General features: G+C 63.8%; 15 protein-coding genes and 1 pseudogene. 3 read left to right on the forward strand and 13 right to left on the reverse strand.

Annotated elements, in window-relative coordinates; all coding sequences use genetic code 11:
* Positions 1–25: 25 nt before the first annotated feature.
* A complete protein-coding gene (locus AC56LK_RS21485) occupies positions 26–631 on the reverse strand; it encodes a TetR/AcrR family transcriptional regulator (RefSeq protein ID WP_497186504.1) in 606 nt (201 codons plus the stop codon).
* 323 nt (positions 632–954) lie between these two features.
* Here AC56LK_RS21485 and AC56LK_RS21490 point away from each other — a divergent pair, with 323 nt between their 5' ends.
* A complete protein-coding gene (locus tag AC56LK_RS21490; RefSeq protein WP_497186505.1) occupies positions 955–1,878 on the forward strand; it encodes a transposase in 924 nt (307 codons plus the stop codon).
* 51 nt (positions 1,879–1,929) lie between these two features.
* Here the strand turns inward: AC56LK_RS21490 and AC56LK_RS21495 are convergent, their stop codons facing one another.
* The 12 genes from AC56LK_RS21495 to ubiE form a co-directional block, all read right to left on the reverse strand.
* Positions 1,930–2,310 (reverse strand): RNA-binding S4 domain-containing protein, encoded by a 381-nt coding sequence (locus AC56LK_RS21495; RefSeq protein WP_497186506.1) that lies wholly within the window; start codon positions 2,308–2,310, stop codon positions 1,930–1,932.
* Between the two features lie 16 nt (positions 2,311–2,326).
* Positions 2,327–3,487, reverse strand: a complete 1,161-nt coding sequence (clsB, locus tag AC56LK_RS21500; protein WP_497186507.1) for a cardiolipin synthase ClsB — start codon at positions 3,485–3,487, stop codon at positions 2,327–2,329.
* Between the two features lie 6 nt (positions 3,488–3,493).
* On the reverse strand, positions 3,494–4,303 hold the full coding sequence (locus AC56LK_RS21505; protein ID WP_497186508.1) for an endonuclease/exonuclease/phosphatase family protein: 810 nt from the start codon (positions 4,301–4,303) through the stop codon (positions 3,494–3,496).
* A 70-nt stretch (positions 4,304–4,373) separates the two neighbouring features.
* Positions 4,374–4,826 (reverse strand): dihydroneopterin triphosphate diphosphatase, encoded by a 453-nt coding sequence (gene nudB, locus AC56LK_RS21510; RefSeq protein WP_497186509.1) that lies wholly within the window; start codon positions 4,824–4,826, stop codon positions 4,374–4,376.
* A gap of 81 nt (positions 4,827–4,907) precedes the next feature.
* Entirely contained in the window at positions 4,908–6,701 is a 1,794-nt protein-coding gene (gene aspS, locus AC56LK_RS21515) for an aspartate--tRNA ligase (protein ID WP_497186510.1), read from the reverse strand.
* Between the two features lie 43 nt (positions 6,702–6,744).
* Positions 6,745–7,332: a DUF502 domain-containing protein gene (locus AC56LK_RS21520; RefSeq protein WP_497186511.1), complete on the reverse strand. Its 588-nt coding sequence runs from the start codon at positions 7,330–7,332 to the stop codon at positions 6,745–6,747.
* Between the two features lie 12 nt (positions 7,333–7,344).
* Positions 7,345–7,659, reverse strand: coding sequence for an FmdB family zinc ribbon protein (locus AC56LK_RS21525; protein ID WP_497186512.1), 315 nt, complete (start codon positions 7,657–7,659; stop codon positions 7,345–7,347).
* Between the two features lie 337 nt (positions 7,660–7,996).
* On the reverse strand, positions 7,997–8,602 hold the full coding sequence (locus AC56LK_RS21530; protein WP_497186513.1) for a methyltransferase: 606 nt from the start codon (positions 8,600–8,602) through the stop codon (positions 7,997–7,999).
* On the reverse strand, positions 8,595–10,184 hold the full coding sequence (ubiB, locus tag AC56LK_RS21535) for a ubiquinone biosynthesis regulatory protein kinase UbiB (protein WP_497186514.1): 1,590 nt from the start codon (positions 10,182–10,184) through the stop codon (positions 8,595–8,597). Before ubiB ends, AC56LK_RS21530 begins: the two co-directional genes overlap by 8 nt.
* Complete coding sequence (locus AC56LK_RS21540) at positions 10,184–10,822, reverse strand: ubiquinone biosynthesis accessory factor UbiJ (RefSeq protein WP_497186515.1); 639 nt, start codon at positions 10,820–10,822, stop codon at positions 10,184–10,186. Before AC56LK_RS21540 ends, ubiB begins: the two co-directional genes overlap by 1 nt.
* 118 nt (positions 10,823–10,940) lie before the next feature.
* Complete coding sequence (locus tag AC56LK_RS21545; RefSeq protein ID WP_497186516.1) at positions 10,941–11,930, reverse strand: Tim44 domain-containing protein; 990 nt, start codon at positions 11,928–11,930, stop codon at positions 10,941–10,943.
* Positions 11,931–11,941: 11 nt separating this feature from the next.
* On the reverse strand, positions 11,942–12,676 hold the full coding sequence (ubiE, locus tag AC56LK_RS21550) for a bifunctional demethylmenaquinone methyltransferase/2-methoxy-6-polyprenyl-1,4-benzoquinol methylase UbiE (protein ID WP_497186517.1): 735 nt from the start codon (positions 12,674–12,676) through the stop codon (positions 11,942–11,944).
* Positions 12,677–13,068: 392 nt separating this feature from the next.
* Between ubiE and AC56LK_RS21555 the strand changes: the two genes are divergently transcribed.
* Together AC56LK_RS21555 and AC56LK_RS21560 are read left to right on the forward strand one after the other, a co-directional pair.
* Positions 13,069–14,403, forward strand: coding sequence for a sigma-54 dependent transcriptional regulator (locus tag AC56LK_RS21555; protein WP_497186518.1), 1,335 nt, complete (start codon positions 13,069–13,071; stop codon positions 14,401–14,403).
* A gap of 331 nt (positions 14,404–14,734) precedes the next feature.
* Positions 14,735–15,319: pseudogene (locus AC56LK_RS21560) on the forward strand (hypothetical protein); the annotation flags it as partial.

Genomic DNA, 15,319 nt, shown 5'->3' on the forward strand with positions numbered 1-15,319 from the left:
AGTGTGTTTGTTTGATGAACGGCGCTTACTGGGCCGGCATGGATGGATTGCGATAATTTTCGATCAGCCGCTCGAAGCCGCGACGGGCCCGCTCGACGGAGCCGGGCATGCGCAGGAAGCGCGCGTCGTGGTGCAGGGCCAGGATCAGGCCGTACATCTCGTACACCAGCTGCCCGGCGTCGGCGTCGGGACGCAGGTGCCCGACCTCGATCGCCTGGCGCGCACTGCGCTGCAGGGCGCCCTGCCAGGCCTGCACCATCTTGACCAGCTCCTCGCGGATCGGGCCCGGGCGGTCGTCGTACTCGACGGCGCCGCTGATGTAGATGCAGCCGGACGCGATCTCGACCGACACGCGCTCGAGCCAGCGGTCGAACATCGACTGCAGGCGCAGCAGGCCGCGCGGCTCGCGCACGCTCGGGAAGAACACTTCCTGCTCGAAGCGGTGGTGGTACAGCTTGACGACTTCGAGCTGCAGGTCCTCGCGCGAACCGAAGTGGGCGAACACGCCGGATTTGCTCATGTTCATCCGGTCGGCCAGCAGGCCGATGGTCAGGCCTTCGAGGCCGTCGCGGCTCGACAGCTCGAGCGCCACGTCGAGAATCGCTGCCCGCGTGAGTTCGCCCTTGCGCATGAATTTTGCTGAAGTAGTGATAGCTGCCCCTGAATCGAAAAAAATCCGAACGCTCGTACTATTATCTACCAGAGATGAAATGTCAAACGGGAACTTAGAGGCGAGATTCTATTGATGCAAAACAACGGCAGGAGGAGAAACCGCCTGCAGGACGCTCCCGCCGGAATATGACTGGAACAACGTTGTCGCAGATGTAAAGGTACCGCATTTTGCACGGTCGTGCGCTGATTTTCGTACACCGGGGTCAGGTCTGACATTTGGACACGGCCTCAACAGCTATTTGCCAGCAGCGGCCGAGATATCTATCAGACGCTATCCGGAACGTGGAAAAACCATATGGCTCAGCACTGAGCAATCTCAGCTTCCACCGAGCTTTCTTCAGTACCGTTACCGACATGACACGACCTCTTCGACTCGAATTCCCTGGCGCTCTTTACCATGTCACCTCTCGGGGCAACCGGAAAAATCCGATCTACCGTCATGACCTCGATCGACGTCAATGGCTGGAAGTCCTTGCTCACGTGTGCGAACGGTACAACTTTGTCATCCATAGTTTTTGTCAGATGACAAATCACTATCATCTTCTGGTCGAAACCGTCGAAGGGAATCTTTCCAGAGGAATGCGCCAGCTCAATGGCTTGTATTCGCAGAAGTTCAATCGGCGACATGAGCTGGTCGGGCACCTCTTCCAAGGGCGGTATAAGGCAATTTTGGTCCAGAGAGAAAATTACCTTTTGGAGGTAAGCCGCTACATCATCCTGAATCCTCTACGGGCGAACATGGTGAACTCACTAGACGAATGGCAATGGAGCAGTCACCACTTTCTCGTCAACGCAAACCATCCGCCGTCCTGGTTCCAGCGCGATTGGCTGCTTAGCCATTTCGGCAGCACCCCTACGGCAGCCGTGTCTGCATACCAGGCGTTTGTCCTGGCGGGAATCGGCCAGGACAGCCCGCTCACTGCTACCCGTCACGGTGTGGTTCTTGGAGACGATGACTTCGTCTCAACTCACCAGCAATTGCAACGAGCTGAAGAGTTCGTGGAGGCTGTCAGGATCGAACGGCGCGCTGTGGCACTCTCACTGGCTGAATATCAGGGCAGATACCCCAGTAGGGACGAAGCGATGGCGCGCGCTTACCGATCGACGGCGTTCACGATGCCGCAGATTGCATCATTTTTTGGCGTATCGAGCAAAACCGTGAGTCGAGCAGTAGCTGCTTTTGAAAACCTCCACCTGCAGGGCTAAGGTAGAGCTCGTGTCCGAATGTCAGACCTGACCCCGGTTCTGCGGTTCTGATTACGAGCCGGCCTTTTCCATGGCCCGCCGGTCGCGCTTGGTCGGCCTTCCCTTGATCTCGGCACTCGGTTCCGGGAACAGCCGGCGCGCCGTCTTGTCGTTCTCGCGCTTGGCGATGCTTTCGTCGGTTTCGAAGTACAGGGTGCGCGCGGCCGGCGCCGGGCCGCGCGTGCCCGAGATGGCGGCCACGATCACTTCCCAGCGATCCGAGCCGTTATCGATAAAAATCTTGTCATTGATCTTGACGTTGCGCGCCGGCTTGATGGGCTCGCCGTCGATGCGCACCCGGCCGCGGTCGATCGCGTCGGTCGCCATCGAGCGTGTCTTGAAGAAGCGCGCGGCCCACAGCCACTTGTCGATACGTACGTTGTTGTCTTCCATAAATCACCTATGCCTGTCATGCGTAGCCGATCGCAAAGATCCGCATGACCAGCTTATACATCATATAGGCCAAGCCATAGCTCGCACGGCGAATCCAGCCGATGTGGGCGAATTCCTCGGCGCGGATCGGCACGCCGTCGGCAATGCCGCGCTCGATGTGGGCGCGCATGGTGGCGGCGAAACGCTCGTCCAGCACCACTACGTTTGCTTCCTGGTTCAGGAACAGCGACAGCCCGTCGCAGTTGCTCGACCCGACCGTGGCCCAGTCCTCGTCCACCACCGCGACCTTGGCGTGCAGCTGGGTCTTGCGGTACTCGACCACCTTGATGCCGTCGGCCAGCAGCTTCGGGTAGAAGGAGTGCGCGACCATGTCCTGGATGACGAACTCCCCTACCCCGATCAGGAGCGTGACCCGCACGCCGCGCTGCGCCGCATGGGCCAGCGCCTTGCGGAATTTGCGGCCCGGGGCGAAATACGGCGTGGCCAGCAGCACGCTGTGCTTGGCGCGCCCCAGGGCCTGCAGGTAGGCGCGCTGGATCGTGGAACGGTTGCGCAGGTTGTCGCGCACCACGAAGGCGGCGCGCGCCGGGTACTTGCAGGACTGCTCCGGCTCCTTGCGCATTTCCTTGAACAGTTCGATGCGCTGCCTGAGCTTCAGGCGCCCCGCGCGCAGCCACTGGCCTTGTGCCTCGTCGTGGATCTGCGCCACCAGCGGCCCGCGTACCTGCACCGTGAAATCCCAGCGCGGCGCGGGCAGGCGATGCCGGTCGGCGTGGTCGCAGCGCCAGTCGTCGTTGATGTTGATCCCGCCGACGAAAGCGACCGCGCGGTCGACCACGACGATCTTGCGGTGCGAACGCGCGATGCCGCGCCGGCACCAGGGATTGAAGACGCGGTACTGCACGCCGGCCGCCGTCAAGGCTTCGCCCAGCCGTGCCGCGGGCCGGTGCTCGGTGCCGATCCAGTCGACCAGCACGCGCACCTTGACACCCCGGCGCTCGGCGCGGATCAGGGCGTCGCGCACCGCGTGCCCGACTTCGTCCTCGGCGAAGATATAGGTTTCGAACAGGACGTCGTACTGGGCCGCATCGATGGCCGCGATCAGGGCCGGGAAGAAGGCGGTGCCGCTTTCCAGCAGGGTGACGTCGTTGTTGTCTACGAAGCTAAGGTGGCGCATGGCGCGCTAGAGCAGCTGGAGTTCCGCCACGATCGGTGCGTGGTCGGACAGCTTGGCCCACAGCGGGCCGTGCATCACCTGCGCATTGTCCACCTTGAAGCCGCGCACGTAGATGCGGTCGAGGCGGAACCAGGGCAGCATGGCCGGGAAGGTGCGCGCCGGGGCCAGGCGCGGCTGGCGGCCGGCCCAGCTGCGCACCATGTCGCCCAGCGGCGATTTCGGTCCCAACTCGTCGAAGACTTCGGCCACCCCAAGGGCGTTGCGCAGGCGCTCGCCGAGGGTATTGCGCCAGTCGTTGAAGTCGCCCGCGATGATCACCGGCTCGCCGTGCGAGGAAGCGTTGACGTGCTCGATCAGGGCCTCGGTCTGGCGCCCGCGGCTGCCCTCGAACAGGCCCAGGTGCACCACGTAGCAATGGACCTTGCCGCTCGGGGTCTCCAGCACGCAGTGCAGGATGCCGCGCTGCTCGTAGGCGTGGTCGGAGACGTCGTGGTTATGCGAATTCTCGATCGGGAAAGCGCTCAGCAGCGCATTGCCATGGTGGCCGTGGTCGTAGACCGCATTCATGCCATAAGCCGTATGGTGCTTCTCGCCCGCAAAATATTCGTGTTGCGGATCTTCCGGCCAGTGGTGGTGGGCCAGGGCTTCCTTGCCATAGCGCGCCTGGAAGCGGTCGTGCCGGCCCTGCACTTCCTGCAGGAAGACGACATCGGCGTGGAATTCGGCGATTGCCTTCTTCAGCGCGATCACGCGCGGCTGGCTGCGCAGCGAGCTCACGCCCTTGTGGATGTTGTAGGTGGCCACACGAATCTTCATGGGAACATTCTAACAACAACGCGGTCCGCCACCCTTGGCGCCGGTCCCAATCGTGCGCTTGGCGAAGAATCTACGGGGAAATATGCCTGGGCAACTGCAGGATGGCCTCGGCGTTCGAGGACGAGAAGCAGCGGTCGGCGGCTTCCAGCCAAGGCAGCCAGGCGTACTGCGTGTGTTCGCGCGGACTCAGGGTGATGGCGATGTCGCGCGGGACGCAGACCGAGAACACGTGCTCGGTGTTGTGGGTGACGCCGGGGGCGTAGCGGTGGCGCCAGACGGGATAGATCTCGTAGATGTTGGAGAGCTGCCAGTCGTGCAGCACGATGTGCTCACCGTCGGCCACGATGCCGGTTTCCTCGAACAGTTCGCGGGCCGCGGTCTGCAGCAGGGGTTCGTCATGGGCGTCGAGCGAGCCGGTGACGGATTGCCAGAAACCCGGGCGGTCGGCGCGTTCGATCAGGAGCACCTCCATGGCGGCGGTGTGGATGACGACCAGGACCGATTCGGGGATTTTGTGGGGCATAGACAAATAAAAGCGCCAAATAAAAAACGCGGGCGCAGCCATTATATGGCCGCGCCCGCGTTTGTCGAACCCATGGTCCGTTTACGCGACTTTCGGCTCGTTGCGCAGGCGGATGTGCAGTTCCTTGAGCTGCTTCTCGTCGACTTCCGAAGGCGCGTTGGTCAGCAGGCACTGGGCGCGCTGGGTCTTCGGGAAGGCGATCACGTCGCGGATCGACTCGGAGCCGGTCATCAGGGTGATGAGGCGGTCCAGGCCGAAGGCCAGGCCACCGTGCGGCGGCGCGCCGTACTGCAGGGCGTCAAGCAGGAAGCCGAACTTCAGCTGGGCTTCTTCGGCATCGATCTTCAGGGCGCGGAACACCTTGCTCTGGACTTCTTCGCGGTGGATACGGATCGAGCCGCCGCCCAGTTCCCAGCCGTTCAAGACCATGTCGTAGGCCTTGGCGACGCAGGCGCCCGGGTTGGTCTCGAGCATGTCCTCGTGGCCGTCCTTCGGTGCGGTGAACGGGTGGTGGGTGGCGTTCCAGCGGTCGCCGTCCTCGTCGTATTCGAACATCGGGAAGTCGATGACCCACAGCGGCGCCCAGACGTCGTCGAACAGGCCGGCCTTCTTGCCGAATTCCGAGTGGCCGATCTTCACGCGCAGCGCGCCGATGGCGTCGTTGACGACCTTGGCCTTGTCCGCACCGAAGAAGATCAGGTCGCCGTCTTCGGCGCCGGTCAGTTCCAGGATCTGGGTCAGGACTTCATCCGAGATGTTCTTGACGATCGGCGACTGCAGGCCGTCACGGCCCTTGGCCTTCTCGTTGACCTTGATGTAGGCCAGGCCCTTGGCGCCGTAGATGGCGACGAACTGGGTGTAGGCGTCGATTTCCGAACGCGGCATCGAGGCGCCCTGCGGCACGCGCATGCCGACCACGCGGCCGCCGGCCATGTTGGCGGCGCTGTTGAACACCTTGAACTCGACCGACTTCATCAGCTCGGTCAGTTCGGTGAACTGCAGCTTGACGCGCATGTCCGGCTTGTCCGAACCGTAGGAGCCCATGGCGGTGGCGAAGTCCATCACCGGGAAGGGATTCGGCAGGTCGATGCCGGCGGCGTTCTTGAACACGACGCGCATCATGTCTTCGAACAGGTCACGGATTTCCTGCTCGGTCAGGAACGAGGTTTCGCAGTCGATCTGGGTGAATTCCGGCTGGCGGTCGGCGCGCAGGTCTTCGTCGCGGAAGCACTTGGTGATCTGGTAGTAGCGGTCGAAGTTGGCGACCATCAGCAGCTGCTTGAACAGCTGCGGCGACTGCGGCAGCGCGAAGAAGTTGCCCGGGTTGACCCGCGAAGGCACCAGGTAGTCGCGGGCGCCTTCCGGGGTCGACTTGGTCAGCATCGGGGTCTCGATGTCGATGAAGCCCAGGTTGTCGAGGTACTTGCGGACTTCCATCGACACCTTGTAGCGCAGGCGCAGGTTGTGCTGCATCTGGTTGCGGCGCAGGTCGAGCACGCGATGGGTCAGGCGGGTGGTTTCCGACAGGTTGTCGTCGTCCAGCTGGAAGGGCACCGGCACCGATGCGTTCAGCACTTCCAGCTTGGTGGTGTTGATCTCGATCTTGCCCGACTTCAGGTTGGCGTTGGCGGTGCCTTCCAGGCGATTCACGACGGTGCCGGTGATGCGCAGGCAGTACTCGTTGCGCACGTGTTCCGCGGCCTTGAACACCTCGGCGTTATCCGGGTGGCAGACCACCTGCACCAGGCCTTCGCGGTCGCGCAGGTCGATGAAGATCACGCCGCCGTGGTCGCGGCGACGGTGCACCCAGCCGCACAGGCTGACGGTTTGGCCCAGCAGTTCCTCGGTGACGAGGCCGCAGTAGTGAGTACGCATGGAGGACATAGTTTTCGTTCCAGGTTGATTGATTCGTTTGTTTTTACTCGGGAGCGACGACGCCCATCGAGACGATGTGCTTCAGGGCCGCGTCCACGGACATGTTCAGTTCCACGACCTTGCTGCGTTCCATCATCAGGAAGAAGCCAGAGGTCGGGTTCGGGGTGGTCGGCACGTAGACGCTGACGTAGTCGCCCACCAGGTGGTTCTTGACGTCGCCGCCCGGCACACCGGTCAGGAAGGCGATGGTATAGGAATCCGCATGCGGGTACGGGATCAGGACAGGCGTGCGGAAGGCATTGCCCGAGGACGAGAACAGCGTGTCCGACACCTGCTTGACGCTGCCGTACAGCGAACTGACCACCGGGATGCGCTTCATCACGCGGTCGCCCAGGCGCACGACGTAGCCGCCAACCAGGTTGTTGGTCAGCAGGCCGGTAATGAAGATGACGGCGAGCGTCAGGACCGCGCCGACGCCCGGGATGTCGCGCCCGAACAGCGCATGCGGCTGCCAGGCTTCCGGCACGAACAGCAGCGACTGGTCCAGGGTGCTGATGATCATGCTCAGCACCCAGGCGGTGATCACCAGGGGCACCAGCACCAGCAAGCCAGTCAGGAAATATTTACGCATCGAGTTCTCGTGTCAGGTACTGCTCTTGTCGCCGCCCGTGGCTGGTGCCGGGGACGCGGCAGGCGTACTTGCGCTGCCGCCGCTGTCGGGCGCAGCCGCAGCCGGGGTTGCAGCGCCCGCAGCGGTGCCGGTCGCCGGCGGGGTGCCGCCGCGGAAGTCGGTCACATACCAACCCGTACCCTTCAGCTGGAAGCCGGCAGCGGTCACCTGTTTTTTGAAGGCTTCCTTGCTGCAGGACGGGCAGACGGTCAGCACCGGGTCGGAAATCTTTTGCAGTACATCTTTGGTAAAACCGCATTCATCGCAGCGGTAAGCGTAAATCGGCATCTGATACTCCGCAAAAATCTTCAAAACCCTGAATTATAAAGCTTTTACGGGATGGTTTGCCCGTTTTGGCTGCAGCAGCGGGGCTGGGCCGGTGTCGGCCGACGGCTTGGCGCGCACAGGGTGTTGTTTTTCTTCATCGTCGAGCACCGTTTCATTTGCTCAACAACAGCTCCGGGTGATTAAATAGCATCTTTCTTGGAAACATGATGGCAGCAGGCAAGCTCCGCTGCCCACAGTTAAGAAGAAACAGAAGATTCTGCGCGGTGCTGCACCGCCGCTGGTCCGTAAAAGAACGCTGTACTTATGAAGCCCGCTGATGCGGGCTTTTTCTTTGGCCTCAGCGGCGCTGCCACACCATCCAGCGCTCCTTGCCCGCGAAGATAGGAATCGAGTCGGTCACCTCGGCATCCTCGACGCAATCAAAGTACGGCGCCATCAAGGCCGCCAGTCCTGCCCGGTCGATACCGAAGGGCGGACCTTTTACGGTCTGGTCAAAAAAGAAGAAGCCGGCCACCCTGCCCCCGGGGGCCAGCAGCTCGGCCCAGCGCGCCGCTACCTGCGGCCGCCTGGCGCGCGGCAGCGCGCACAGGAAGGCGCATTCATAGATGAGTTCGAGCGCGCGCGGCGGCTGCCAGGCGAAGAAGTCCGCTTCCACCACCCGATCGCTCCACTGCCCCGCCAGCGCCTTGCCGCGCGCCACCGCTTCCGGCGCGAAGTCGATCGCGGTGGCGTCCCAGCCGGCCGCGCACAGGTGCACCAGTTCGTAGGCGCTGCCGCAGCCGGGAATCAGGGTAGAGAGCGGACGCGCACTGCGCGCCACGAAATCGCGCAGCGCCTGCGGCACGCCGCCGCGGTCCCAGGGGGTGAAGGATCGTGCAAAACGCTCGTCCCAGAATTGCGGGCTGAGCGGATCGCGGCTGGCGAAGCTGGGCGGCTCAGCCACCGGTGTAATAGAACCAGCCGATCACCGCCATGCCCAGCGCGCCCGTGGTCAGGCCCAGGAAGGTCATGACGCCCAGCAGCCGGTTGGTGCGGCGCTGTTCGGCCAGCACCATCGCCAGCAGCTCGGCCTGGGCCAGCGGATGCCCGTTGTGGGTGGCCATGCCCGAGTGCGCGTGGCGCTCGAGGGTCTGGTGCAGCAGGCGCGGCAGTTGCGGGAAGATGTGGGCGTAGCGCGGCGCCTCGGCGCGCAGGCGCTCGACCATGCCGCGCCAGCCGACCTGCTCGCCCATCCAGCGCTCCAGGTAGGGCTTGGCGGTCTTCCACAGGTCGAGGTCGGGGTCGAGCTGGCGGCCCAGGCCTTCGATGTTGAGCAGGGTCTTCTGCAGCAGCACCAGCTGGGGCTGCACCTCGACGTTGAAGCGGCGCGAGGTCTGGAACAGGCGCAGCAGGATCTGGCCGAAGGAGATGTCTTTCAGCGGACGGTCGAAGATCGGCTCGCAGCAGGCGCGCACCGCCGATTCCAGTTCGTCCACGCGGGTGTCGCGCGGCGCCCAGCCGGATTCGATGTGGGCCTCGGCCACGCGCTTGTAGTCGCGGCGGAAGAAGGCCAGGAAGTTCTGCGACAGGTAGTCCTTGTCGAAGTCGTTCAGGGTGCCGACGATGCCGAAGTCGAGCGCGATGTAGCGGCCGAAGGTTTCCTTCTCCACCGAGACCAGGATGTTCCCTGGATGCATGTCGGCGTGGAAGAAGCCGTCGCGGAACACCTGCGTAAAGAAGATCTCCACGCCATCGCTCGACAGCTTCTTAAGGTCCACGCCCTCGGCGGCCAGGCGGTCGATCTGCGATACCGGAATGCCGCGCATGCGTTCCATCACGATCACGCTGCTCGAGCAATAGTCCCAGTACATCTCCGGCACCATCAGCAGGTTCGAGTCGGCGAAGTTGCGGCGCAGCTGGCTGGCGTTGGCGGCCTCGCGCATCAGGTCGAGCTCGTCGTGCAGGTATTTGTCGAACTCGGCCACCACTTCACGCGGCTTCAGGCGGCGGCTCTCGGCCCACACCGTTTCGATCAGCCGGGCGGCCAGGTCCATCAGCGCCAGGTCTTCGTCGATGGTCTTCTTCATCCCCGGACGCAGCACTTTCACCGCGACCTCGAGGCCGTTCTTCAAGGTCGCGAAGTGCACCTGGGCGATCGAGGCCGAGGCCACCGGCACCCGGTCGAAGCTGGCGAACAATTGATCGGGGTGGGCGCCGAGCGACTCGGTGATCTGGGCCACCGCCAGGTCGGAGTCGAAGGGCGGCACCCGGTCCTGCAGCAGCGACAGCTCGTCGGCGATATCCTGGGGCATCAGGTCGCGCCGGGTGGACAGCACCTGGCCGAACTTGATGAAGATCGGCCCCAGTTCCTCGAGTGCCTGGCGCAGGCGGATCGCGCGCGGCGAGGTGATGCGGCGCCAGAAGAACACGGTGCTCATGAAGCGCGCGGTGCGCGGGGCGTGCAGGCTCGTGACCGCGATTTCGTCGAGACCGTACTTGGTCGCGACGGTAAGGATTTTCAGCAGGCGCAGGAATTTCAATATCATCAGTTATCCGGACTCAGTATCACGCTCGTCGGCGCGGCGCTCTGCGCGAGGCGCTGCTCCAGTTTGGCAATGCGCTTGGCGCTGCGTTCGACGTCGTCGCGCAGGCGCACCACGTCGGCCGCGAATTCGCCCACCGCGCTTGGGCGCACCAGCACCGGCCGCTCTTCCAGCAGGAATTCGGCGAGGTTCTCGGCCAGCCGGCGGCCGGCGCCCAGCACGCCGTGAGTCGCGCCGCGCGTGCCCTGCACCAGGCGGCGCGCGCCGAGCGGGCCGACGATGCGCTCCAGGTCATGCTCGGCATCCCAGCGCAGGCCCTTCGACAGCGAGGAAATCGTGTTGGCGAATTCGGCGTCGCCCTCGATCTTCACATAGGAAAAGGCGCGGTCGCGGTTCTGCGCGATCAGCGGCAGGTCGCTCAGCTTGACGCGGATGGTCACGTTCGCCGGGGTCTCGGCCGTGCCGGGCTCGAGCATGCCATCGCGCGCCACGCGCAGGCGCAGCTCGAGGTGGCCAGTATCGATGCAGGCTTCCTTGCCGGCATGGCGCAGCAGGGCTTCGCGCGCCCAGGGCTCCTGGGCCAGCAGATGGTTGATCGTGGCGACGGCGGGCGTCGCCAGCATGGCGGTACTCGGGAACATGGCAGAAAACGTCGTCAATAAATAAACCAAAAAAAACCGCCCGGTGTTAGCGGGCGGTTTCGATCTTACCAGTTTGCCGGGCACAAACCCGGCAGCACGGAACTTTACTTAAAAATAATTACGACACTTGCTGGATGCCCGCCAGCACCCATCCGCCGGATCCCGACAGCGGCTTGGACATGTTCCAGACTTCCACGAAGGGCTCGGCCGGCGCGTTCGGGGCGGTACGGATCATGCCGTTGAACTGCACGCTGGCCAGGTAGTCGGTGGCGGTGGTCTCGATGCCCAGCAGCTGGCCGTCGATCGTCACCACGTCGGTGAAGTCGGTGGCGCCGTCGCGCTCCTGGATCTGCATCTTCAGCTCGGCGAACACTTCGGGCGAGGTGAACTCGCGCAGGTCGTTGGTGTCGCCGCGGTCCCAGGCGGCCTGCATGCGGATGAACGAGGCTTTCGCGTGGCGCAGGAAGGCGTCCTGGTCGAAGTCGGCCGGCACGCCCCACTGGTTGTGCATGGCCGACGTTGCCGACGATGTGCTGCCGGGCTTGCCCAGCGACACGCCCGACTGGCCCTGGAAGGCCGCCGGCTGGCGCAGGCCCGAGCCGATTTCCGGGGTCGATACCGCGCCCGCCGATCCATGCGGCGCGGCGCCGGCCGGCACCGGATTGGTGTAGCCGCCGCCGAAGGCCGGGTTGGCCGGCGTGTCCTTGCGGCGGAACATGCGCACCACGAACAGCACCGCCAGCGCCAGCAGGCCGATCATCAGGATCGCCGAGATCGCGCTGGCCAGCGCGCCGCCGATGCCCAAGTGCGACAGCAGCGCCCCCAGGCCGAGGCCCAGCAATGCGCCGCCGAGGATACCCTTCCACATGCTCGGGCGCTTGGCCTGGGCCGCCGCGGCGGCGCCGGCAGCACCGGCGGCCGGCACGGCGGCGGGTGCGCGTTGCTGCTGGAAACCAGGGGTCGGTGCAGGCGCCGGGGCCGGCATCCGCTGCACCGCCTGCGACTGGCGTCCGATCGAGCGCTTGCCGCCCATCGGGCGCGCGCTCGCTTCCGCGATCATCGAGATGGCGGTCAGCGCCAGTACCATCGTTGCCACGAATTTCTTCATTATCGACTTCCTTACAGTTTGATACCGGTGTGGAGTGCGGCCACACCCGCCGTCAGGTTGTGATACTGGACCCGCTCCAGTCCCGCATCGAGCATCATGCCTTTCAGGGTTTCCTGGTCGGGATGCATGCGGATCGATTCGGCCAGGTAGCGGTAGCTCTCGGCATCGCCGGCGATCTTCTGGCCCAGCCACGGCAGCACCGAGAACGAATACACGTCGTAGGGCTTCTGCAGCGGCGCGATGACCTTTGAGAACTCCAGCACCAGCAGCTTGCCGCCAGGCTTGAGCACGCGGCGCATTTCGGCCAGGGCCTGGTCCTTGTGCGTCATGTTGCGCAGGCCGAAGGCCACGCTGACCCGGTCGAAATAATTGTCCGGGAAAGGCAGCTTCTCGGCGTCGCACAACAGAGTTGGGGTCACCAGACCCTTATTCAATAGTCTATCCCGGCCCACGCGCAGCATCGACTCGTTGATGTCGGTGAGCCAGACCTCGCCGGTGCGGCCGGCCTGCCTGGCGAAGGCCTTGGCCAGGTCGCCGGTGCCGCCGGCAATGTCGAGCACCTTGAAGCCGGGACGCACGCCCGCCTGCGCGATGGTGAACAGTTTCCAGGCACGGTGCAGGCCGGCCGACATCAGGTCGTTCATGACGTCGTATTTGGAGGCGACCGAATGGAAGACCTTGGCGACTTCCTGGACCTTCTGGTCCTCGGCGACGGTCTTGTAGCCGAAGTGGGTGGTATTCGTCATATTTACCTGCGGATGTGGGTTGTCACATTATACAAGGTGGCTGGACAGGGCCACGCAGCACGATCGGACCGCGATTGGCCTGACTCCTCCGTCCCTGCGCCCCCTCCCTTCCCGGTAGCGCGCCGCACATAGTTACAGCCACATAATCACCAATAATCACTGGCAATAATTTCTTCTAAGCTATTGATTCCTGTAGGTATTTTTGCGATGCGAATTACCAACTCAACAATATTCGTGCGCCGGACGGTGTCAGTTTCTGGTTAAATAACGGTCAACGCGGTGTCGGACGAATCCGGCATTCCTTGCCCGGTGTTTCCTTACAAGACGCCTGGGTGTCTGGCCGACAATGGCGCCAGCAGTGACCAGTAATAACGAATAAGAACGAGGTTAATGTGTCGGTCAAACGACTCTTATGCATTACGACTGAGGGGAATGCAGGCGTGCGTGCTGCCTGCGGGGAATTGCGGGGCTGGGATGTGTGCACGGTCGACAGCGTCGGCGCCGCGCGCAAGGTGCTGGCGCAGCAGCATTACCCGGTCGGCCTGCTGCTCGACGGCAACGGCAGCCTCGAGCATGACGACACCGAGCGCTTCCTGCAGCAGCACCATCACATCCGCTGGATCGGCGTGTTCGGTTCCGACCTGCTGCACCGCCCGCAAATGCGCCAGGCCATCGCCACCCACCTGTTCGATTTCCATACCCGTCCAGTCGATACCACGCGCCTGCACCACTCGCTCGGCCATGCCCACGGCATGGCCATGCTCGCCAAATCCACGCCGCCGCACAAGCGCGCCTCCGGCGCACGCCACATCGACGGCCAGTCGGTGGCGATCCGGCGCCTGCGCGCCCACATCGACAAGATCGCGGCCGTCGATGCGCCGGTGCTGATCTCGGGCGAGAGCGGCAGCGGCAAGGAACTGGCGGCCCAGGAAATCCATGCGCAGTCGCCTCGCGCCGGCGGACCATTTATTGCCATCAACTGCGCGGCCATTCCACCCTCGCTGATCCACTCCGAGCTGTTCGGCTACGAGCGCGGCGCCTTTACCGGCGCGGCCAAGGACAAGCCGGGCCTCATCGAAGCGGCCTCCGGCGGCAGCATCTTCCTGGACGAGATCGGCGACCTGCCGCTCGACCTGCAGGCCAGCCTGCTGCGCTTCCTGCAAGAGCGCACCATCTACCGCGTCGGCGGCACCCGTACGGTGGCGGTCGATGCGCGCGTGATCACCGCGACCCACGTCGACCTGCCCAAGGCGGTGGCCGATGGACGCTTCCGCGAAGACCTGTACTACCGCCTGAGCGTGTTCCCGATCCGCGTGCCGCCGCTGCGCGAGCGCAAGGACGACCTGCCCATGCTGACCGAGATTATCTTCAACAAGTATGCGGACGAAAAAAGCCCGCAGCTCAAGGGCATCAGCAACCAGGCCCTGCGCGCCATGGCCCAGCACAACTGGCCGGGCAATATCCGCGAGCTGATCAACCGCATGCGGCGCGCCATGGTGCTGGCCGAGAACCGCCTGATCATGCCGGAAGACCTCGAGCTGGCGCCGCACGACGACGCCATCATCCTGCGCGACGGCCTCGACAATTCGCGCGGCAGCGCCGAACGCGCCGCCATCTCGAACAGCCTGGCAAAGTGCGGCAACAACATCAGCCAGGCTGCACGCGAGCTCGGTGTCTCACGCATGACGCTGTACAGGCTGATGGCCAAGCACTCGATCGCGCCCTGAGCGGCGCCCGTTCCCTTCTCTTTCTCCTACATACTCAGAGCAAGTGCCAGCAAGCACTTGCCTCTGCTCGCCCTTGGAAAGCTGTTACAGCTTGATACAGTCTGGTGACAATCCCCTGCCACCTGTCACAGGTTTGCGACAGCATGAGTAAGAGATATTGAACTGTCCCATCAATTTGGTCCTACATTCTTTCCTGGCATAAAAATCCTCAAATTAAACAAAGACTTGCGAAAGAAAACAGACTTGGCACGCAACGTGCTAATGCTTCAATCGACCGGTGTATCGAACGCCGGGCATTTCAACTTCTGTCACACACAAAGGGGAATAACCGATGAAGCGCACACTTCTGGCGACCGCGATCGCACTGGCATTTGGCATGGCCCAAGCACAAGATGGCAATACGGCCGGCAATGTCACCGAAGGCAATACCCAAACTCAAACAACCGACCAAAGCAATAATTCGGACAATCGCAATTCCTCGGGCCAGAACCGCAGCCGCGGCGACGCCACTGCGACCGCCATCGGTGCCGCTTCGGCCAACAACAACAGCACTGCAGAGGCCTCGACGACGAACTCGTTCAACACCTCGCGTGCAGACTCGATCAGCACCCTCCGGGGCCGTGCGGCAAACAACACCGTGAACAGCATCGGTAACGCAGCCGAGAACGGCGGCGACGCCAACGGCGGCGCCGGCACCGGCTCGGCAGGCGGCACCGCCAACGGCGGCAATGCCAACGGCAGCAACGGCGGCGACAGCGGTAATGCACGCGGCGGCAACGGCGGCAACGGCGGTGACGGCGCCAGCGCCACCAGCGGCGCGGCGCGCAGCGGCAACGCCACGACCGGCGCGGCGCGCGGCGGCGAAGGCGGCGCCGGCGGCGAAACCGGCAATGCCCGTACCGGCGCAGGCGGCGAC

The organism is Telluria sp. ZB4P36 (genome assembly GCF_059685865.1).

What these genes read in the sequence shown, in the direction of transcription:
- ubiB (WP_497186514.1), bottom strand. Translation starts at nt 10,184, where the DNA reads ATGATATTGAAATTCCTGCGCCTGCTGAAAATCCTTACCGTCGCGACC.
- AC56LK_RS21525 (WP_497186512.1), bottom strand. Translation starts at nt 7,659, where the DNA reads ATGCCGATTTACGCTTACCGCTGCGATGAATGCGGTTTTACCAAAGAT.
- AC56LK_RS21485 (WP_497186504.1), bottom strand. Translation starts at nt 631, where the DNA reads ATGCGCAAGGGCGAACTCACGCGGGCAGCGATTCTCGACGTGGCGCTC.
- nudB (WP_497186509.1), bottom strand. Translation starts at nt 4,826, where the DNA reads ATGCCCCACAAAATCCCCGAATCGGTCCTGGTCGTCATCCACACCGCC.
- clsB (WP_497186507.1), bottom strand. Translation starts at nt 3,487, where the DNA reads ATGCGCCACCTTAGCTTCGTAGACAACAACGACGTCACCCTGCTGGAA.
- AC56LK_RS21540 (WP_497186515.1), bottom strand. Translation starts at nt 10,822, where the DNA reads ATGTTCCCGAGTACCGCCATGCTGGCGACGCCCGCCGTCGCCACGATC.
- AC56LK_RS21520 (WP_497186511.1), bottom strand. Translation starts at nt 7,332, where the DNA reads ATGCGTAAATATTTCCTGACTGGCTTGCTGGTGCTGGTGCCCCTGGTG.
- aspS (WP_497186510.1), bottom strand. Translation starts at nt 6,701, where the DNA reads ATGCGTACTCACTACTGCGGCCTCGTCACCGAGGAACTGCTGGGCCAA.
- AC56LK_RS21495 (WP_497186506.1), bottom strand. Translation starts at nt 2,310, where the DNA reads ATGGAAGACAACAACGTACGTATCGACAAGTGGCTGTGGGCCGCGCGC.
- ubiE (WP_497186517.1), bottom strand. Translation starts at nt 12,676, where the DNA reads ATGACGAATACCACCCACTTCGGCTACAAGACCGTCGCCGAGGACCAG.
- AC56LK_RS21505 (WP_497186508.1), bottom strand. Translation starts at nt 4,303, where the DNA reads ATGAAGATTCGTGTGGCCACCTACAACATCCACAAGGGCGTGAGCTCG.
- AC56LK_RS21545 (WP_497186516.1), bottom strand. Translation starts at nt 11,930, where the DNA reads ATGAAGAAATTCGTGGCAACGATGGTACTGGCGCTGACCGCCATCTCG.